Origin of the sequence: Rheinheimera sp. (genome assembly GCF_036782235.1) — a bacterium.
Lineage (GTDB): Bacteria > Pseudomonadota > Gammaproteobacteria > Enterobacterales > Alteromonadaceae > Pararheinheimera.
Genome location: NZ_DAIPZL010000004.1, coordinates 254,084 through 273,236, shown reverse-complemented (window position 1 = coordinate 273,236; position 19,153 = coordinate 254,084). Strand labels below are relative to the sequence as shown.

Below are 19,153 nucleotides of genomic sequence, written 5' to 3'. Positions count from 1 at the left end.
GCGATAACATTATTGTGCACCCGCGCTGATATAAGCAGCAACAGCCTGAATCTCAGCGTCACTGAGCTGGCGGCTCATCAGCGCCATTTGCCGGCCCGGTTTGTCGGTTTTGGTCACACCACGCATGCCATCGCGGAAATGTTTTAACTGTAATTGCAGATAACTGTTATCCAGGATTTGCAGTGCCGGTGCATGTAACGCCGCATTGCCTTCGGCTTTGGCACCATGACAAGCGCCACAAGAGCCGATATATAAACGCCGGCCCTGATCAAGTTGGGCAGCATCAAGTTGGCTTGTTGTGTTCTGACTGTCGGGTTTTTGTGTGCTGTAAAACTGGCTCAGCTCTGCGATTTGTGCCTGGCTCAGGGTTTTTGCCATGGCCGCCATTTGTTGGCCAGCAACATCCCCTGCTGCTGCCCCCCGTTCACCCTGTTGAAACTGCAACAGTTGCTTTTGCAGGTAAGAGGCCGATTGCCCTGCCAGTTGGGGTGCCTGAGTTGCCTGACGAACCGCAGTGGCATGACAGGCATCACAGCTGTCGGCCGTTGTGGCAGCTGCTGTTTGTCCATTCAATAAAAACAATAAAATGGCTGAAATTTGCACTCTTTTTGTTGTAAGCATCGGGCTTCAGCAGGTGCTGCTCTTGCGGTTGAACATAAAGGCTAGCTTGCTTTTTCAGCGGCCAAGGTTCAAACCGAAAAGTGTGCAAAATTGTCCAGTTGGCTTTCATTCGCTTTTTGCATTGTTACTATCAATGCGACCAGGACCCTCACAGCTGCAAGGCAGCAGGACCAGTTTCAGGATCCGGCTCTGCACTTATAACTATTAAAAAAATCGGTTTAAAAATCGGAGAGAGCGATGTTTATGACTATAAAATCCAGCGGCGCAACGTCAAAAAAAACTCAGCAACCAGCGTTCAATCAGTCATTTGATCAACCATTGAGGCCGTTATTTAAAGTCCAGCCTTTAGCCCTTTGTATTTTTATGCTGCTGGCCGGTGTTCATAACCCCGTATTCGCACAACAAAACAGCGCGGCCGCACCGGACGAAGCAAATAAAAATGGCAATAACAAAGCCCAGGCCATTGAAACTATTACGGTGACAGCACAAAAACGGCAGCAGAATGTCATGGATGTGCCAGTGGCCATCGACACTGTTTCTGCCACAGATTTAAAAGAAACCAACTCAGTGCTGCTGGGGGATATTGCCGATTACACCCCGGGTTTTAAATTCAGTAAAGACGCTGTGGTGCAGGCTTCTGCCAGTATGCGCGGTATTTCCAGCAGCAATATCAGCACAGGTGGCGACCCATCGGTGGCGATATTTTTTGATGATTTTTACCTGCCACGCGCCGCGCAAAGTGTGATGTTTTCCGATATGCAGCGTATTGAAATTCTCAAAGGCCCCCAGGGCACACTCTTTGGTAAAAACGCCGCGGCCGGTGTGGTGAATATGATCCCCAACGCCCCTTCGCAGGACGATGAAGCCTTTTTAAAAGCGACGCTGGGCAACTATGCACTGCAGCGTTACGAGGCGATGGCCAATACAGCGCTCAGCGATGAGTTTGCGCTGCGGCTCAATCTGATGAGCAATCAGCGGGATTCATTTTTAAACAATGTGTATTCCAACTATCAGGGCGAGGAGCTTGGCAATACCGATCATCAGGCGGCGCGGCTGGCCGCTTTATGGCAACCGGGCGCAAATACCAAAGTGCAGTTCAGCTACGATTGGGACGACGTCAATCAGGGTTATGCCCCTTCCATTGGCGTCAGCCCTTATGCCTACAGCATGAACCCGCTCGACAGAACCATCAAAAACGACGTGATTGACGGCCATGAACGCCGTGATATGGACGCTTTGTCGCTGAAAATGACCCACGACTTTAACGACGACTGGTCGGGAAAACTCATTAGCAGCAAAAGGCAATGGCAAGTGTCGGGCCGCGATGACTCAGATGGCACCGCCGATAAAACCCGTTATCTCGATACCATCAACTTTGAAGATTCCGATATTTTTTATAACGAACTGCAGCTGAACTACCAAAAAGACAACTTGAGTTATGTTGGTGGTGTCACCTATAGCAAAGAAAACGTCTATCAAAAAACCAGCCTGAATATTATGGCCGACACTGTGGCCAGGCTCACGACGGCCAATCTGAACGGCATGCTGATTGGCGCCCTGCAAGGGGCTGGTTTGCCGGCTGAGATGATTAACCAAATGGGGTTGCCTGCTGATCATCTGTGGAATCCACAGGACTGGGCCAGCATTTTAAGTGTGATGGCGATGGTCGACCCTGGGGCCGGTCAATTATTACAAATGTTAGGTGCAGCGCCTTTTAGCCCAGAGCTGGTCGGTGCTATAGCCGCCACCGGCGATCTCACTTATCAGGCCGTCAGCGCCGGTCTTGGCATTAATGAAATTTTTGGCCCTTCCAATGCAGGTAAACTTTGGGCCGAAGATATTATCAACAGCGGTACATTTAACTCTTATGGTGTTTATTCCGACGTGGATTATCAGCTCAATGAACAATGGGGTTTTACCGCAGGTTTACGCTATAGCCGCGACGACAAAGACTTCAGCTGGGAAATTAAAGAACGTTCTTTTGGCGCTGCCATGCCTGGTTTAACCGACTTTTTATTCCCGCTGATGCCAAGGCTGGATGCTTCACATAGCTGGAGTAAATTAACAGGCCGTGCTGTCACCCGTTATCACCTGAACCAAGACAGCATGGTCTATCTTTCTTATTCAACAGGTTATAAATCAGGTGGTTATGACTCTTTAGATCCGCGTTCAGCCATCACACCTTTTGCGCCTGAAGAAGTAGGCAACTTAGAACTGGGTTATAAAGCCGACTTATGGGGCAAGCTGCGTTTGCAGCTGGTGGGTTTTCAGATGGATTTAACCAACCGTCAGCGTTCGGTCAACAGTAAAGAGCCCGGTGCTGGTGTTGCTGTGCCAATAGTGATTAACGGTGATCAGGACATTCATGGTGTTGAAGTTATTCTGGATTATCAGGCAACAGAAACCGTCAAATTGGGATTGGTGACTGAATACCGCAGCACCGAATCGAAGTGGCAGCAGTTTTACAACGCCGAAGGCAAGCTGGTGACTGATGTGGAAAAATCGTCCACTGCCGACTCTTATACTTTGAGTGCCGACTGGACGCCAAACCAACAATGGCTGGCCGGTGATATAAAACTGCACCTGGATTATGTATTTGAAGAGAATACCCGCGCCGACGACCCGGATTTGCTGGACGTGGCCAAAACCATTCCGGCTTATTTTGCCGACAGCAAAAGTCTGAATGCCAGACTGAGCTGGAGCAGCGCGGATCAACAATGGGAGCTGGCGCTGTGGGGTAAAAACCTGACCGACAGTGCAAGCACAGGCGGTATTGGCGGTTGGGCTGCTGATGTGCTGGGCACCCCTATTATTTCATTGAATCCACCAAGGACTTATGGTGCTGAAGTCCGGTATCAGTTCTGACAAAAATTGTGGTGTGTTGCCGGGCTTTACCTCTGGCATGGAACACGGCAGTATCTGTCACAGGCAAAGCCCGGTGTGATGCCGGGCCACTGAACACAGGAGCAAACCATGATTGGCAGCTTGTTGATGGCGCTTCCAGCTGGCCTGTTATTGGCGCTTTGTTGTTGCTGTCAGTCGCTGGCAGCGGCCGAATTAAAGTTAAATCCCAGATTGTGTTTGCACTATCCACAAGAGTCCTGTGAGCTGAAGGTCAAAGTCAGCTGGCAACAACAGGTGCCGGCTTGTTTGTATCAAAAATCCGCTACCGAACCTTTGTTATGTGGCAATGGCGGCGAACAACAGTTAAAACTCATGCTGACCAGCCATACCCGGCTGGAACTACGCGCCCAACAAAGTGGCGTTTTGCTCGATAGCCGACTGGTGCGGGTACTGCAGGTTGATTTAAATGCCGGTGATCAACTGCTGAAACGCAGCCGCGCCAGCTGGGGCACGCCCTGATGCATCATTTATTGCTGATTGAAGATGACCTGGAACTGGCGCGGTTAGTCAGCGACTTTTTGCAGGCGCAGGGATATCAGATCACCAGTTGTGGTAATACGCAAAAAGCAAAAAAACTGCTGTTGGCACACAAGTTTGACTTAATTGTTTGTGATGTGATGCTGCCTGGCAGCAGCGGTTTTGATTTAGTGCGGCAAATCCGTCTGCAATTTAAAGGGCCAATTTTATTTATGACGGCGCAAACCTCAGTGGGCGCGCAGCTGGAGGGGCTGGAGCTGGGCGCGCAGGATTATCTGCTCAAACCCTTAGACCCCCGTATTTTGCTGGCAAAAATTAAAGTGTTTTTAAGCACCACTGCACAACAGGCCACTGTCACAGTGCTGCAAAACCACAATTTAACGGTGGACAGAGTCAGTGGCCACACCAGCGTGGCGGGTCAGGAGATTTGTCTGACCAATGCCGAATTGCAGTTATTGCTGGCGCTGCTCGACAATTATGGCGTGGCCATCAGCCGCGAACGGTTATTCCGCGAACAATTAGGCCGTGAATATGACGGTGAAGACCGCACTATGGACGGCCGCGCTTCCAGGCTTAGACGTAAACTCCAGGCCGCTGATCCACACTGGAATATCCGGGTGGTCTGGGGCCAGGGGTATTGCATCAGTTATGCAGAAGCCCCAGTGGCCGACAGCACGGAGCGCAGCCAATGAGATCGGCCTTGTTGCGTTTTTACCTTGGTATTGTGCTGGTGGTGTTGCTGCTGTTTTTCAGTCTGAATCAGTTATACAGCTGGGTGTATCAACGTGACGATGTTGCCGAGGCCGCCCAGAGTTTGTTGTTGCATGTCAACGAATACAACTTAAAGCAAAAACTCAGTTGCCGCCTGTCCGATACCGACGATTGTACCGACGCTTTGTTTGTCACTTATCCGGCCGGTATGTGGCAGCCCCAGGCTGGTTTTTATTACGCCATTGAAGTGATGCGCGACAACAGCGGCAATGCGTCTTTGTGCAGTGAAGTGGGCGCCGGTGAGCTGTTGTGTTTAAGTAAACTGAATCTGCCGGACGGCACAGATTTTAGTATTGATTTAGCCCATGTGTTTATTCTGCTGTTGCTGCTTTGTATGTTCTGGCTCAGCCGCAATGTGTTTCGTGATGTGGAAATTTTAAGGCTCAGCGCTTTGCAGGAAATCAAACGCGGCCATTTACCGGCGTTTCGGTTAAGTGCCAAATCTTATCTGCAACCGCTGGCCCAATCTTTAAGCCGGATGAATCAGCGTATCGCTGATTTAAATTCACTACAGCGCGAAATGGCCGACACTGTCTGCCACGACATTAAAACACCACTGGCGCGGCTGCGTTTTATTATGCTCAGTATTGAATCACAACTGAGCCCGGCGCATTACGCCCAGGTGTGCCGGAATTTGCAGGAAATTGAAGACAATGTGTACGATTATCTGCGTTTGGCGCAGCAGGATTTTCGCGCTGATTTACAGCTTAGCCAGTTAAATTTACCGCTGTTGGTGCAGGAGCTGATTGATAAATTTGCCGCCAATTCTGAACATCAGCTTGCGTTGTTACCCGGACCCACACTGATCATTCAGGCCGATGAAAAACTACTGCAAAGGGCGTTGTCGAATTTATTGAGTAACGCCTTGCGCTATTGCCAGAATAAAGTCTGGATCGAGCTTAAAGTACAGGGCAGTGACTGTCTGATAGATATTTGTGATGACGGCAGTGGCTGGCAACAACCACAGCCTGCAGCCACGGGGGTTGCTGCAGGCCGGACAAATCAAAACATCCACATTACAACACAAGCCAGGCCCGGTGCTGTGCCACAGCATGGCATAGGTTTGGCGATAGTGTCGCGGGTGGCCCATCAGCATGGCGGTGACTTTATCCGGCTGGACAGGCCAGGTGGTGGTGCTATTGCCAGATTACGCCTGCCACTGGGTTCTGAAACAACAACAGTCGCAATAACCACAGAGAGCCAGCGTCGTCTTTCAGACTAAAGCAATCTGACTCAACACTGCTGAGTCTGTTGCTGCGACTGCACTTGTTCAGGCTTGTTGTGCGCATATAAAAAAACCACCTCAGCTGGAGGTGGTTTTTTGACTGCCTGAAGGCGTTAGAAGCGGTAGCGGGCACCCAGTTCAAATGAACGCTCAGGGCCTACATAAATACCTTCGCGCAGACCGGTGATATAACGTTTGTCGGCCAGGTTTTTCACTGAGGCAAAGAGGTTAAACTGGCTGCTGACGTCGTATTGCGCTAATAAATCCAGCACAGTGTACGAAGGTAACAAACCACCCCAGATCCCGCTGGCGGCATTGGTTGGAATATTCACCAGATTGCTTGGGTCACCAAACTGTTCACCACGGTGGTGCAGATTCAGCGCAAAATTCCACTGTGACAGGTCGTAGCTCAGGCCCAGGTTGGCAATCACTTTAGGTGCATAAGGAATGCGGTTGCCTGCAGTGCTGCCGGTTTTGAATTCAGATTCAGGTACCCAGGTCAGGTTAGAGTCCAGCATCAGGTTCGTGGCCAGGCTATAACCCAGGCTGAATTCCATGCCATAGTGGCGGGTTTCACCGGCGTTAGAGCGTGACAGGTTTGGATCGCTGTTGCCTGTGACCACCTGGTTGCTGAAATCCATCATAAAAGCGGCCACGTCGTAACGGGTTTTGTCTGTGGTGCCGCGGATCCCCATTTCGTAGTTGACTGAACGTTCACCGTCCAGCTGCTGATCTTTCAGGCCATCTAATGCCACGTTATTGGCAGCTGGCGAGAAAGCACGGTACAGACCGCCGTACAGCTGGTTGTTGTCCAGGCTGTAAGTAAAACCAACACCAGGCAACACTTCTGTGTTGGTGGTTTTGGCCTGGCTGTTGTTTTGCAGCAGGTTCAGCCGTTTTTGCTCGTAGGATTCAATACGGACACCTGGGGTCATCGCCAGTTGTTCTGTCAGCTGAATACGGCTTTGTGCATAAGCGGCCACGCTGTCGGCTGAATCCTGCAGGTGGGCAGCCAGAGTACCGCTGCGATCGGCAGCGCGGGTGGCGGCAATACGCTGATCATCCGACTCTTCGCTCATCAGGCGTAAACCAAATTCAGAGCTGCTTTGAAGGCCGGCCAGCTGATGTTCCACACTCAGGCGTGACTCAATACCCACACGTTCAAAAGCACGGTTGTTACCGTTCAGATTATTGGTATAAACCCAGCGACCTGCGGCGTTAGAAGCGGCGCTGTTCACGCCATAACGCCAGTAATCACGCGCCATATCGCTGTAATAAGCCACAGTGTTTAACGTCATATCGTTGTTAATTTGCCACTCGTGGTTGATATCAAAGGCGGTACGGTCAATGAGTAAAAAGTCGTCCGGGGCCGGGTTGGTTTTGACATCGGCCAGATATTCACCGAGCAGCAAACCACGGTAAGAAATATTGGCGTCGTTTTCATGGCGGGATACTTTCACACCCAGTTTCTGGTTATTGGCAAACTCCACACCGGCTTTGGCCAGCAGGTCGGTCATGTCATAACCTTTGTCCATAAAACCGTCGCTTTTGGCGTGGCTGGCAATAATGCCGGCATAAGCATCACCTGAAGCGTTGCGGTTACCTGCTTCTACACTCAGCTCGCGGGTGTTAAAAGAACCGAGGCGGCCAGACAATTCAACACCATCATCCGGCGTTTTGGTCTGATAGTTCACCACACCACCGATAGTGGAAGGGCCATAACGTAAAGAGGCCGAACCCTTTAATACTTCAACAGAGGCAACGCGTTGAATACGTGGATTAAAATAACGTTCGTTGCCGATAAATAAACCAGGCGCGACCGGTACACCATCTTCCAGCAGCAGAGATTTAGACTCGCTGGCCGACAGGCCGCGGATACCAAAGTTCGCCACTACCGCAGTTTCATCTTCGGTTTTGATATTAATGCCAGGAATACGGCGCAGTACGTCTTCGGTTGACAGCGGCTGCACTTGTTCAATTTGTTCCAGGCTGACCAGATTTACTGTGCCTGTTTCCAGATAATGGGCATCAGCGCTGCTGGCGGTAATTTTGATCACTTCTAAAGTGGGAGTGGCTTTTTTCTTTTCAGCCTTTTTTTCAATCACTGACACTTCATCAAGGGTGGCATTCGCAGCATCAGCGGCATAGAGGGGTGATGCAACACAAAACAGGGCTACGGCTTTTGCCAGTCGGGAATAACGCAAGGTGTTGGCAGACATCTAAAATACTCTCCTGATAAGAAACGCGCTGATACTAACACAAATAGTTCGCATTAACTCAATATTTATTTGTGTGATGTCTCAGCTATCGCGGCGTTTTTATACGGAAAAATAACACCGGCATGGCGCCAGAGTGCGTCAATACTGGGGTTGTTACCCAGGTCGGCAGGCAAGGCAGCAGAGCTGGGTACCTCTTTTGTTTTGGGCCTTGGCTTTGAATGGGCGGCTGGAGGTGTTGTGTTTTAGGCTGGAGCGCGGCGCTTCTGCTCGCCGCAATGAGCGCTGGTGTTAGTCTTCCGGCCCCTGACTGGTGAACACCAGATGTTTACGCATATCTTTTAAAATCACCCCACGTTTGAGCATTAAAGCGCTGAGGCGCTTTTGCCATAACAACAGCTGGGGCTGTGCCAGCGCCACGGCTTCATCCGACACCAGCTGCAACCGCACCAAGAGTGATGCCGGAAAAGCTTCATATTCCAGACTAAACCAACCTTGCACAAAACCGGGCAGTTCTGCAGTTGCCTGTTGTTCCAGCGCTTCCACGGCAGTTAATACGGCTTTTTGTTGTTTCAGTTGTACGGCAGAGAGTTTTTTCATCGGCATCACCGGGCTGCGGCAGTGCCGCGTCAAAAGATGGCCTGATGATAAAAGCCAAAGCTTTGCCCAGCAAGGAATTTAGGGCGGCAAGGAGTTTGCTGCAGCAGCTGTTAATCACAACACTGCATACAACAAGCTGCTGCAGCCCTGTTGTGCAAAGCTTTTATGTGTTTGCCAGCCGCCAAAAGCAGCAGTGGTCAGCATAAAAAAAACGGGCCACTGTTGTGCCCGTTTATCTGGTGCCGCTCAAAGCAAAGCAGCGTTATTTTGCCAGCAGCGGTTTTAAATACTGGCCGGTATAAGATTGTTCACAAGCCGCCACCTGCTCCGGTGTGCCGGCAATTAAAATTTCGCCCCCGCCATTGCCACCTTCCGGGCCTAAATCCACCACCCAGTCTGCGGTTTTAACCACATCCAGGTTGTGCTCTATCACCACTATGGTATTACCGTGGTCACGCAGTTTATGCAGCACGTTTAAAAGCTGCTGAATATCGTAAAAATGCAGACCAGTGGTAGGTTCATCCAGAATATACAGGGTTTTGCCGGTATCGCGTTTGCTAAGCTCGCGCGCCAGTTTCACCCTTTGCGCTTCACCGCCGGACAAGGTAGTCGCCGACTGACCGAGCCGGATATAAGTTAAACCTACATCCATCAGGGTTTGTAATTTGCGCGACACGGCCGGAATGGCATCAAAAAATTCCCGCGCGTCTTCCACCGTCATTTCCAGCACTTCGTGAATGTTTTTGCCTTTGTATTTCACTTCTAAGGTTTCGCGGTTGTAACGTTTGCCTTTACAGACATCACAAGGCACATAGACATCTGGCAGGAAGTGCATTTCAACTTTGATCACACCGTCGCCCTGACAAGCCTCACAGCGCCCGCCTTTAACGTTAAAGCTAAAGCGCCCCACCTGATAACCGCGAGAACGTGCTTCCTGGGTGCCGGCAAATAAATCGCGTACTGCGGTAAAAATGCCGGTGTAAGTGGCCGGGTTGGAACGGGGTGTGCGGCCGATCGGGCTCTGGTCGATATCGACACATTTATCAAAGTGCTCCAGGCCTTCAATAGCACGGTGGGGTGCCGGGTCGTCGCCCTCGCCTTTGTTCAGCACCTTGTGCGCCACTCTGAACAGCGTGTCGTTAATGAGGGTGGATTTGCCCGAGCCTGAAACGCCGGTAATACAGGTCATCACACCAAAAGGAATGGTTAAATCCACGTTTTTTAGGTTGTTGCCGGTGGCGCCTAACACTTTTAGTTCTTTGCCTTTTTTACCGACATGGCGTTTATCCGGCACGGCAATTTTGCGTTTGCCGGATAAATACTGGCCGGTCAAAGAGGCTTCAGAGGCTTCAATATCAGCCAAAGTGCCCTGCGCGACCACTTCACCGCCATGCACACCGGCGCCCGGGCCAATGTCGATAATATGGTCGGCCAAACGTACAGCGTCTTCGTCGTGTTCCACCACTATCACTGTGTTGCCGAGATTGCGCAGATGGGTCAGGGTGCCCAGCAGGCGGTCGTTGTCACGCTGGTGCAGGCCAATGGAAGGTTCGTCCAGCACATACATCACACCCACTAAACCGGCGCCAATCTGACTCGCCAGACGGATACGCTGCGCTTCACCGCCGGATAAAGTCTCAGCGCTTCTGGATAGGTTGAGGTAGTTCAGGCCAACGTTGACCAGAAACATCAGCCGGTCCTGAATTTCTTTTAATACTTTTTCGGCGATTTGGGCTTTTTGCCCGGTCAGCGTCAGTGCCTGAAAATACTGATAACAATCACCAATCGACAGCTCAACTATGTGTGGCAAGGTGGTGTTGCCAATAAATACATGGCGCGCCTCTTCGCGCAGGCGTGAACCTTCACAAACAGGGCAACATTGGCTGGCCAGATATTTTGCCAGTTCTTCACGCACTGCATTGGATTCAGTTTCGCGGTAACGGCGCTCCATATTGGGCAAAATGCCTTCAAAGGGATGTTTGCGCAGCACAATATCGCCGCGATCGTTCAGGTATTTAAACTCAATGTCTTTACGGCCACTGCCGTTTAAAATGGCCTGTTGTTGCTCTTTGCTCAGACTGTTAAAAGGGGCGTCGACGTCAAAACCATAATGCTCGGAAAGCGACTTTAACATCTGAAAATAATAAAAATTACGTTTATCCCAGCCGCGAATAGCACCACCGGCCAGACTCAGTTCATCACTGACAATGACTTTATTGGCATCAAAATATTGTTTCACGCCAAGGCCGTCACAAGCCTGACAGGCACCAGCCGGGTTATTAAATGAAAACAGGCGCGGTTCCAGTTCCGCCATCGAATAACCGCAGCTGGGGCAGGCAAAGTTGGCGCTGAAAATCAGCTCTTCGCTACTTTGGCCAGGTTCCACCTCCATAGGCGCGACTTTGGCAATACCACCGCTCAGCTCCAGGGCGGTTTCAAAACTTTCCGCCAGGCGCTGCTTAATATCGTCGCGCACTTTAATGCGGTCTATCACCACTTCAATGGTGTGCTTTTTATGTAAATCGAGTTTTGGCGGATCGGACAAATCACAAATTTCGCCGTTAATGCGGGCGCGGATATAACCCTGTGCCGCTAAGGTTTCCAGCGTTTTGACGTGTTCACCTTTACGTTCCTGCACCACAGGCGCCAGCACCATTAACTTGGTGCCTTCCGGGAAAGCCACCACTTTGTCCACCATTTCGCTGATGGTTTGGGCGGCTAAAGGTAAATCATGGGTGGGGCAACGCGGTTCGCCCACCCGGGCAAATAACAACCGCAGATAGTCGTAAATTTCGGTAATAGTACCCACTGTAGAGCGTGGGTTATGCGAGGTGGACTTTTGCTCAATAGAAATAGCCGGCGATAAACCTTCAATGTGATCCACATCGGGTTTTTCCATCAGACTTAAAAACTGCCGCGCATAAGCCGAAAGTGACTCAACATAACGGCGCTGGCCTTCAGCATACAAAGTATCAAAAGCCAAAGAGGACTTGCCTGAGCCGGATAAACCTGTGATCACTATCAGTTTGTCACGGGGAATTTGCAGCGAAATGTTTTTTAAGTTGTGGGTGCGGGCACCCCGGATATCAATTTTGTCCATCACAGTTCCGGTTCAGCGGCGAGTTGCTGGGGCAGTCAAGGCTGGTCTGAGCCAGCCTGCCATCTGTAGTTACAGCCTAAAGCCAACAGGTTGAAGCATAAAGTATGTCAGGATCTTGTGTTCGGATCAGTCTGGCAGCACACACTGAAGTTCAACCCATACAGCAAGATACTGTATATAAATACAGATTTTTTGGCAAGCCGGCATCAACACCCACTGCTAAGTCTGGTTATTACACCCTTTATTGCAGTACGGCCGGATAACCTGCTTCTTCCAGTGCGGCAATCACATCTGACACGTCAATGTCGCTGTGCACCTGTAAGGTCTGGGCTGGCAGGTCGATGTCAAAGGCTAAATCGGCCTGCAGCTGATTCAGTGCTTTGTTGATCAGGCTGACACAATGGTTGCAGGTCATAGTTTCAATTTTTAATGTAAACATCAGGTGTTCCTCTGTTGGTTAGTGCTGCAGGCCACAATCACAAAGCGGTCACTGTGACTGGCTGCTGCAAACGACAGGCCTCTGTGCTGCTTGTTTATAGCTTTGGCCGGTCAGCAGTCTGCGGTTTGCCCCCGGGGCAAGGTCAAGGCCGTTGTTGTCATTTTTTATATTTTAGCGTCAATAGCTTAAGCTGGCGTTATTGCGGGGTGAACAGTTGGCTTGCTGTGTTGCCGGATACTTGCATTAAAGGGCTTGACCTTACCATGATGGCAAGCTTTAGCCTCACCTGGCAGTTGCAAAACTTGGTGTGGCGAAAGCCGGTTCCGGCTGGCACAAAGGAGACAAAATGATGCGGTTACAAATCAAAGGCATGAGTTGTATGTCTTGTGTGGGTCGGGTGGAAAAAGCGCTGGCTGCAGTGCCTGGTGTGAACGCTGTGTCGGTCAATCTTGCCAGTGAAACCGCCAGTGTCAGTGGCGACCAACTCAGTGCTGTTGCGCTGGCGCAAGCTGTGCAACAAGCCGGATATCAGCTGGAGCTGACAGAGCAGCAACTGGCGGTGGTCGGGATGAGCTGCGCTTCCTGTGTCGGCCGGGTGGAAAAAGCGCTGGCGGCTTTACCGGAGGTGCTTAGTGTCAGTGTGAATCTGGCAACAGAGCAGGCGCAGCTGACGCTGATATCTGCAGTGGACGATGCCGCACTTGCTGCTGTGCTGCAAAAAGCCGGTTATCAGGCGCAGTTCCCACTGCCGGCGACAGCAAGCGGTGACGCCGCCGCTGCTGATACAGCACAAGGGCAGCGAAAGCCTTTCTGGCAACAAGACAGTTGGCCAGTATTTGGCAGCGCCGTGCTCACCCTGCCTTTGGTGCTGCCGATGCTGGCATTGTTATTCACACCCTGGCTGGGCGAAGCTGCCGCCGAACACTGGATGCTCCCACCCTTCTGGCAATTTGTGCTGGCGACCCCGGTGCAGTTTTATTTTGGCGCCCGTTTTTACCGCGCCGCCTGGGGCGCACTCAAAGCTAAAACCGGCAATATGGATTTATTGGTGTCGATTGGCACCAGCGCCGCTTATTTTTTAAGTTTGTATTTATGGTGGGACTCTTACTCTGGTTGGGGATCGGCCCAAAGTGGCCATCAGGCGCATGGGATGGTGATGCCACATTTGTATTTTGAAAGCAGCGCCGCTGTATTAACTCTGGTGCTGCTGGGGAAATATTTAGAACACAGCGCGAAAAAACACACCACAGATGCGCTGCGTGCTTTGGCAAATTTGCAGCCGGCACAAGCTATGGTCTGGCAGGCCGGCGCGGATGCACAAGACAACTGGGTGGTGATGGCCGCTGGTGCTGTGAAAAAAGGCGATTTAGTACAGGTCAAACCCGGTGACAGGGTGCCGGTGGATGGGGTGGTTGAAAGTGGCAGCAGCCATGTTGATGAAGCGCTGATCAGTGGTGAAAGTGTGCCGCTTGGCAAAAATGCCGGCAGCAAGGTCACAGGTGGTTCGGTCAATCTGGACGGTGTGTTGCAAATCAGGGCCACTGCAGTGGGGGCAGAATCAACCTTGTCGCGCATTATCAGCATGGTAGAACAGGCGCAAGGAGCCAAAGCGCCGGTGCAGGCGCTGGTGGATAAAGTCAGTGCTGTGTTTGTGCCTGCCGTGGTGCTGATTGCGCTGGTGACGCTGCTGGGTTTTGGCTGGCTGGCCGGTGACTGGGTGCAGGGCATTTTAAATGCAGTGGCTGTGCTGGTGATCGCCTGTCCCTGTGCTCTGGGTCTGGCCACTCCAGCCGCTATTATGGCTGGCACCGGCACCGCCGCCCGTTTTGGCATATTAATTAAAAACGCGGTGGCGCTGGAGCAAGCCAAAGCCATCACCCTGGTGGTGTTTGATAAAACCGGTACCCTGACAGCGGGCAAACCTGTGGTGCAACAACTGCAAGCCTTTGCCTGTACTGAAGCAGAAGCCGCCCTGTGGGCCGCCTCTTTGCAGCAACACAGTGAACATCCGCTGGCGCGTGCTGTGCTGGAACATAGCCGTCAACAACAGCTGCAGTTATTGCCTGTGACTCAGGTGCAGGTGGTGGCGGGCCGTGGCATTCGCGGTGAAGTGGCCGGGCGCAGTTTGTTGATGGGCAGTGGTGGCTGGTTGACTGAGTTGGGTCTGAGTTTGCCGCTGGAGTTAATTGCAGTGGAAGGGGCTTCAGTGTCCTGGCTGGCGCAGCAGCAAGGGGAGCATTACCAGTTGCTGGCGCTGTATTGTTTTGTCGACCAGGCCAAAGCAGAAGCCAAAGCAGCAGTGGCCGCCTTACAACATCAGGGCGTGACAGTGGCTATGTTGACCGGCGACAGCCAGGCCAGCGCCCGTTATACCGCAGCTCAGCTGGGTATTACCGAGTTTAGCGCTGAGATGTTGCCCAGTGATAAAGCCAAAGTGGTGCAGCGGTATCAGCAGCGGGGAGAGCTGGTGGCTATGGTAGGGGACGGTATTAACGACGCGCCGGCGCTGGCCCAGGCCGATCTGGGTATCGCCATGGCCACAGGCACCGAAGTGGCGGTGAGTGCTGCCGCTATTACGCTGATGCGGGGCGACCCGGGTTTGGTCAGCGCGGCGCTGGAAATTTCGCGGCAAAGTTACCGCAAAATTCAGCAAAATTTATTCTGGGCTTTTATCTTTAACAGCCTTGGCATTCCACTGGCAGCTTTGGGTTACCTGAGTCCGGTGATTGCCGGTGCGGCCATGGCCAGCAGCAGTTTGCTGGTGGTGAGTAATGCGCTGTTATTACAACGCTGGCGGCCAAAAACCCTGCCACAGCAAGTTCAGGAGGCCTTATGAGCAATACAAGCTTATTCACCATAGGTCAGGCTGCTGCCCAAAGTGGTGTGTCTGCCAAAATGATCCGCCATTATGAAGAATTGGGGCTGGTAAAAACCACACGCACTGCTGCAGGTTACCGCCTGTATAACCCGCAGCAGTTACAGCAGCTGGCTTTTATCCGTAAAGCACGGGATTTGGGGTTTTCCAGTCACAGGATCAAAGAGCTGATGTTGCTCTGGCAAAACCCAGCCAGGCCCAGTCGTGAAGTCAAACAGCTGGCGAGCCAACATCTGGCAGAAATAGCGGGCAAAATCAGTCAATTGCAGAAAATGCAGCAGATTCTGCAGCAATTGTCGGATGCCTGCTGCGGTGACGAAACGCCGGACTGTGCCATTTTGGCGGCCTTGCAGCAGGACAATAAAGCCGGTTAGGCAACAATTGCTGGCTTTGCAGCTGCAGCCATAGCTTACACACAGGGTCAGCGCTGCAGTTCAGAGGCCGCCCGTTGTTGTTGCAACCGGCGGCTCAGCCAATCATCCAGACTGACATAACGACCGGGCCCCAGCAGTAACAGACAGCACAACAGCAGCAGATAAGTGGCCGCAAACTCAATGCCGTTGTTCAGGATCACCAGTTTGCCACTGGCGGTCAGCCAAGGGTAATCCCCATGTTGTTGCAAAATGGCATTGGCGGCGGCCAGTTTTTCTGCCGCAGCCATAACCCTGTCGTTATAAAACAGCGTGCCGTCGGCCAGCCAGCTACCACTATCTGCAATAGCCAGCCAACCATAAGGAGCATGTACTGCCGCTATCGCCACCAACATCACAACAATCAGCGGCAGGCAAACCAGCCGGGTTGCCAGGCCCAACAACAAACAAAAGGCGCCGCCCAGTTCTACAACAATGGCCACTGTTGCCATCAGTTCAGGCCAGGGTAAAGCCAATCCCCAGTCTGGGTTGCCAAACCAGGCCACAGTGTCGGCAAAATGCTGATATTTCTGCCAGCCGGCCTGAGCCAGCACAGGCGCTAAATAGAGGCGCAATAACAAAGGCACTAGGCCGGCAAATGCAGCCAGCTGTTGTTGCAGCGCTTTTTGTTGCTGCTGGTAATAATTAAAAACTTTTAAGATCAGCATGGCCTGTTCCTGATGTAACGAACAATCTGAAGTGGGAGTTCTGTTAGAGAAAGGCTATCGGGCGTTTTTCTTTCAGTCTTGCCGGCACTGATTTGCATTGTGAAGGGGTGGCGACTAACCTCGGAGCATCAGTGCAGTAGATTTGTATCCCCACCATGACCGCTGAACAAATTTATATTCTGGGTATGATGCAGCTGGCGCTGGTGTTTTTTCTGGCCTGTTATCGGCTGCGTGGCCAACCTCAAACGGTGGACAGTCTGGGCTTTTTACAGCTGGCCTTTTTAGCTGATGCCATCAGCTGGTTGTTTTATCTGTGGCCTGAATGGCCGGCTGCCGTGGTGATGTCTAATCTGTTTTCCTGTGCCAATTTATGGTTGCTGGCGGCTTTTGCCATGCGTCGTGCTGCGGCGCCACTGCCTGGGTTCTGGCTGATTGCCGGTTTTGTGTTGCATGCGTTTTGGTACAGTTATTTTGCTGTGCTGCAGTATCAGCATTTTGTCTGGCATGGCCAAACCTTATTCAGCCTGCTGGTGTTGTTGCCGGTGATCCGGCTGATGTTATGGCATAAACCACAGCCTACCCGCTCAGATTTCTGGTTTGCGTTCAGTCTGATGTTGTGGCTGCTGGTGATGCTGGTGCGTTCTTTGTTATTGCTGTTGGCACCACATTGGTTGTTGTCGAGCCAGCTGGTGACTCAGGCCATCTGGCCCGGCGTGATGGCGGCTTATGCTATTTTTGCGCTGACCGGTTATCTGGAAGAAAATCAGCAGCAGCTTAAAGGTGAAGCTACTCATGATCCGTTAACGTCTTTATTAAACCGCCGCGGTTTTTCTGAAGCTGTGAATGGACAGCTGCTGCAGCTGGCGGCAAAACAGCAGCCTGCTGCGCTGTTACTGATGGATCTGGATTATTTTAAGCAAGTGAATGACGAGTTTGGCCACGATGTGGGTGATGAGGTGTTGATTGCTGTGGCCAACTGCCTGCAACAACATCTCAAAACACCGCAGTTATTGGCCCGTTTTGGTGGTGAAGAGTTTTTAGTGTTTTTGCCCAATGCCGATGCGGTCAGGGCGCAGGCGCTGGCGACGCAGTTGTTGCAGGCTGTGGCCACGCTCAGGTTGCCGCAGTTGCCAACTGACAGAGCACCATTGTCGCTGAGCATTGGGATCGCAGTATTTGGCCCGGATTATGATTTGTCGCGTCAAATGAAAAAAGCCGATATTGCCATGTATCAGGCCAAACAAAATGGCCGCAGCAGAGTGGAGCTTGCCAGCTGCTGATTTGCTGATGCCATACCCGCAGCGAGATGTGCTGTGCTACAATGCCGCCCTTTTGCACCGGCTGCCTTCCGTTCGCCGGTGTCCAGCACGAGATAAAAGATTCATGCAACAGTTAACCGCACTGGAACGGCGCACCGCCATCTCGTTGGCGTTGGTGTTTGCTTTTCGGATGTTAGGCTTGTTTATGCTGATCCCGGTTTTTGCCATTTATGGCAAAGATTTGATTGGCTTTTCACCGCTATGGATTGGCCTTGCCATTGGCGCTTATGGTTTAACCCAGGCCGTTTTGCAAATTCCAATGGGTTGGTTATCCGACCGTTGGGGCCGGCATCAGGTGATGTTGCTTGGCCTGAGTTTATTTGCGGTAGGTTCAGTGGTTTCAGCGCTGGCCGACTCTGTTTATATGGTGACTTTTGGCCGGGTGCTGCAAGGTATGGGCGCTATTTCCGGTGCCGTATTGGCGCTGGCCGCTGATTTAACCCGGGAAGAACAAAGACCTAAAGTGATGGCAGTGATTGGCGCCACTATTGGTCTTTCTTTTGCGGTGGCGATGATTGCCGGGCCTTTCATCGCCGCAGTTGCCGGTTTAAGTGGTATTTTTTGGTTTACCGCAGGTTTGGCTTTATGTGGTGTGCTGATTGTCAGTTTTTTAGTGCCCAAAGCTGTGCAACAGGCCAGCGACAGTGAAGCCCTGGCCAAACCCGGTTTTATTCTGGATTTATTTAAACATCCGCAGTTGTGGCAACTGACCACTGGTGTGCTGATTTTGCACCTGATGCTGACTGCGGTTTTTGTCGTGGTGCCACAACAGTTGTTAAGCCAGCAGCTGGCTTCTGAACAGCATTGGCAGGTGTATCTGCCGGTGCTGGTGGGCGCTTTTGTGCTGATGGTGCCGATGATGATCCTGGCAATGCGTAAACAACAGGAAAAAGGCTATTTTTTATTGGCCATCGGCTTGCTGATTGTTAGTTTATTGTTAATGTTTAGTGGTCAGCAGTTGTGGTTGAGTGTCAGTGCACTGCTGCTGTTTTTTATCGCTTTTAACTATTTAGAAGCCAGTATGCCGGCGCTGGTGTCGCGTATTGCACCTGCTGGCCAAAAAGGGACGGCCATGGGCATTTACGCCAGTGCGCAGTTTTTTGGCGCTTTTATCGGCGGGCTGATCGGGGGCGCTGTTTCCGGTTATTTTGGCCTGTCGGCTGTGTTTGCTGTTGCCGCCGGAATTGGTTTACTATGGCTGTTCATTGCCCGTTCGCTGGTGGTGCCCGCCCGGGCACAACGACTGACGTTTGCGTTGGCCGTGCCAGATGAAACGACAGCAAATTTTTATGTGGCGCAGTTAAGCAAGCTTGCCGGTGTGCAGGAAGCCACAGTAGTGCTGGCCGAACAACGTTGTTATTTAAAAGTGGCGCCGGGTGATTTTGATCTGCAACAGGCACAGTCTTTGTTAGACAGAGCGCAGCGTCAGACCGATACAGCCACAGCATAAAAAAGCAGGAACAGGTGGTTTAACCACCAAAAAATGAATCTCAGGGGCGCCTGCTTGAGCAGTGGCGCCCGATGTAAG

14 protein-coding genes are annotated in these 19,153 nt (G+C 51.7%); 8 read left to right on the top strand and 6 right to left on the bottom strand.

All coding sequences use genetic code 11. The annotated features are described in order from the left end of the window. Positions 1-9 precede the first annotated feature (9 nt). A complete protein-coding gene (locus V7P87_RS06960) occupies positions 10-621 on the bottom strand; it encodes a c-type cytochrome (RefSeq protein WP_333796791.1) in 612 nt (203 codons plus the stop codon). 237 nt (positions 622-858) lie between these two features. Here V7P87_RS06960 and V7P87_RS06955 point away from each other — a divergent pair, with 237 nt between their 5' ends. The 4 genes from V7P87_RS06955 to V7P87_RS06940 all read left to right on the top strand — a co-directional run bounded on the left by V7P87_RS06955 (position 859) and on the right by V7P87_RS06940 (position 5,995). Next, a complete protein-coding gene (locus tag V7P87_RS06955) occupies positions 859-3,486 on the top strand; it encodes a TonB-dependent receptor (RefSeq protein ID WP_333796790.1) in 2,628 nt (875 codons plus the stop codon). Positions 3,487-3,594: 108 nt separating this feature from the next. After that, positions 3,595-3,984, top strand: a complete 390-nt coding sequence (locus V7P87_RS06950) for a DUF3019 domain-containing protein (protein WP_333796789.1) — start codon at positions 3,595-3,597, stop codon at positions 3,982-3,984. Next, positions 3,984-4,694 (top strand): response regulator transcription factor, encoded by a 711-nt coding sequence (locus tag V7P87_RS06945; protein ID WP_333796788.1) that lies wholly within the window; start codon positions 3,984-3,986, stop codon positions 4,692-4,694. The genes V7P87_RS06950 and V7P87_RS06945 overlap by 1 nt, the downstream gene beginning before the upstream one ends. After that, on the top strand, positions 4,691-5,995 hold the full coding sequence (locus V7P87_RS06940; RefSeq protein ID WP_333796787.1) for a sensor histidine kinase: 1,305 nt from the start codon (positions 4,691-4,693) through the stop codon (positions 5,993-5,995). Before V7P87_RS06945 ends, V7P87_RS06940 begins: the two co-directional genes overlap by 4 nt. 116 nt (positions 5,996-6,111) lie before the next feature. Here V7P87_RS06940 and V7P87_RS06935 read toward each other — a convergent pair whose 3' ends face one another. From V7P87_RS06935 to V7P87_RS06920, 4 genes are all read right to left on the bottom strand, one after another. Continuing rightward, complete coding sequence (locus V7P87_RS06935; protein ID WP_333796786.1) at positions 6,112-8,217, bottom strand: TonB-dependent receptor family protein; 2,106 nt, start codon at positions 8,215-8,217, stop codon at positions 6,112-6,114. Between the two features lie 288 nt (positions 8,218-8,505). Further along, complete coding sequence (locus V7P87_RS06930; RefSeq protein ID WP_333796785.1) at positions 8,506-8,814, bottom strand: hypothetical protein; 309 nt, start codon at positions 8,812-8,814, stop codon at positions 8,506-8,508. 262 nt (positions 8,815-9,076) lie between these two features. Continuing rightward, the gene (gene uvrA / locus V7P87_RS06925) at positions 9,077-11,914 is read right to left on the bottom strand and encodes an excinuclease ABC subunit UvrA (RefSeq protein WP_296296257.1); all 2,838 of its coding nucleotides are present in this window, start codon (positions 11,912-11,914) and stop codon (positions 9,077-9,079) included. Positions 11,915-12,155: 241 nt separating this feature from the next. Beyond that, a complete protein-coding gene (locus tag V7P87_RS06920; RefSeq protein WP_296296259.1) occupies positions 12,156-12,353 on the bottom strand; it encodes a heavy-metal-associated domain-containing protein in 198 nt (65 codons plus the stop codon). A gap of 349 nt (positions 12,354-12,702) precedes the next feature. Here V7P87_RS06920 and V7P87_RS06915 point away from each other — a divergent pair, with 349 nt between their 5' ends. After that, a complete protein-coding gene (locus tag V7P87_RS06915; RefSeq protein ID WP_333796784.1) occupies positions 12,703-15,189 on the top strand; it encodes a heavy metal translocating P-type ATPase in 2,487 nt (828 codons plus the stop codon). Beyond that, positions 15,186-15,602, top strand: coding sequence for a Cu(I)-responsive transcriptional regulator (locus V7P87_RS06910; protein ID WP_333796783.1), 417 nt, complete (start codon positions 15,186-15,188; stop codon positions 15,600-15,602). Before V7P87_RS06915 ends, V7P87_RS06910 begins: the two co-directional genes overlap by 4 nt. 47 nt (positions 15,603-15,649) lie before the next feature. Here the strand turns inward: V7P87_RS06910 and V7P87_RS06905 are convergent, their stop codons facing one another. Continuing rightward, the gene (locus V7P87_RS06905; RefSeq protein WP_333796782.1) at positions 15,650-16,306 is read right to left on the bottom strand and encodes an HvfX family Cu-binding RiPP maturation protein; all 657 of its coding nucleotides are present in this window, start codon (positions 16,304-16,306) and stop codon (positions 15,650-15,652) included. 155 nt (positions 16,307-16,461) lie between these two features. On the opposite strand from V7P87_RS06905, the gene V7P87_RS06900 reads away from it, so the two are divergent. Together V7P87_RS06900 and V7P87_RS06895 are read left to right on the top strand one after the other, a co-directional pair. Next, positions 16,462-17,586, top strand: a complete 1,125-nt coding sequence (locus V7P87_RS06900; RefSeq protein ID WP_333796781.1) for a GGDEF domain-containing protein — start codon at positions 16,462-16,464, stop codon at positions 17,584-17,586. A 103-nt stretch (positions 17,587-17,689) separates the two neighbouring features. Beyond that, positions 17,690-19,075 carry an MFS transporter gene (locus V7P87_RS06895; protein ID WP_333796780.1) on the top strand — a complete coding sequence of 462 codons (1,386 nt, stop codon included), beginning with the start codon at positions 17,690-17,692 and terminating at the stop codon, positions 19,073-19,075. Positions 19,076-19,153 lie beyond the last annotated feature (78 nt).

Coding starts and splice junctions, on each gene's coding strand:
- V7P87_RS06960 (WP_333796791.1), bottom strand. CDS start 621: ATGCTTACAACAAAAAGAGTGCAAATTTCAGCCATTTTATTGTTTTTA.
- V7P87_RS06955 (WP_333796790.1), top strand. CDS start 859: ATGTTTATGACTATAAAATCCAGCGGCGCAACGTCAAAAAAAACTCAG.
- V7P87_RS06950 (WP_333796789.1), top strand. CDS start 3,595: ATGATTGGCAGCTTGTTGATGGCGCTTCCAGCTGGCCTGTTATTGGCG.
- V7P87_RS06945 (WP_333796788.1), top strand. CDS start 3,984: ATGCATCATTTATTGCTGATTGAAGATGACCTGGAACTGGCGCGGTTA.
- V7P87_RS06940 (WP_333796787.1), top strand. CDS start 4,691: ATGAGATCGGCCTTGTTGCGTTTTTACCTTGGTATTGTGCTGGTGGTG.
- V7P87_RS06935 (WP_333796786.1), bottom strand. CDS start 8,217: ATGTCTGCCAACACCTTGCGTTATTCCCGACTGGCAAAAGCCGTAGCC.
- V7P87_RS06930 (WP_333796785.1), bottom strand. CDS start 8,814: ATGAAAAAACTCTCTGCCGTACAACTGAAACAACAAAAAGCCGTATTA.
- uvrA (WP_296296257.1), bottom strand. CDS start 11,914: ATGGACAAAATTGATATCCGGGGTGCCCGCACCCACAACTTAAAAAAC.
- V7P87_RS06920 (WP_296296259.1), bottom strand. CDS start 12,353: ATGTTTACATTAAAAATTGAAACTATGACCTGCAACCATTGTGTCAGC.
- V7P87_RS06915 (WP_333796784.1), top strand. CDS start 12,703: ATGCGGTTACAAATCAAAGGCATGAGTTGTATGTCTTGTGTGGGTCGG.
- V7P87_RS06910 (WP_333796783.1), top strand. CDS start 15,186: ATGAGCAATACAAGCTTATTCACCATAGGTCAGGCTGCTGCCCAAAGT.
- V7P87_RS06905 (WP_333796782.1), bottom strand. CDS start 16,306: ATGCTGATCTTAAAAGTTTTTAATTATTACCAGCAGCAACAAAAAGCG.
- V7P87_RS06900 (WP_333796781.1), top strand. CDS start 16,462: ATGACCGCTGAACAAATTTATATTCTGGGTATGATGCAGCTGGCGCTG.
- V7P87_RS06895 (WP_333796780.1), top strand. CDS start 17,690: ATGCAACAGTTAACCGCACTGGAACGGCGCACCGCCATCTCGTTGGCG.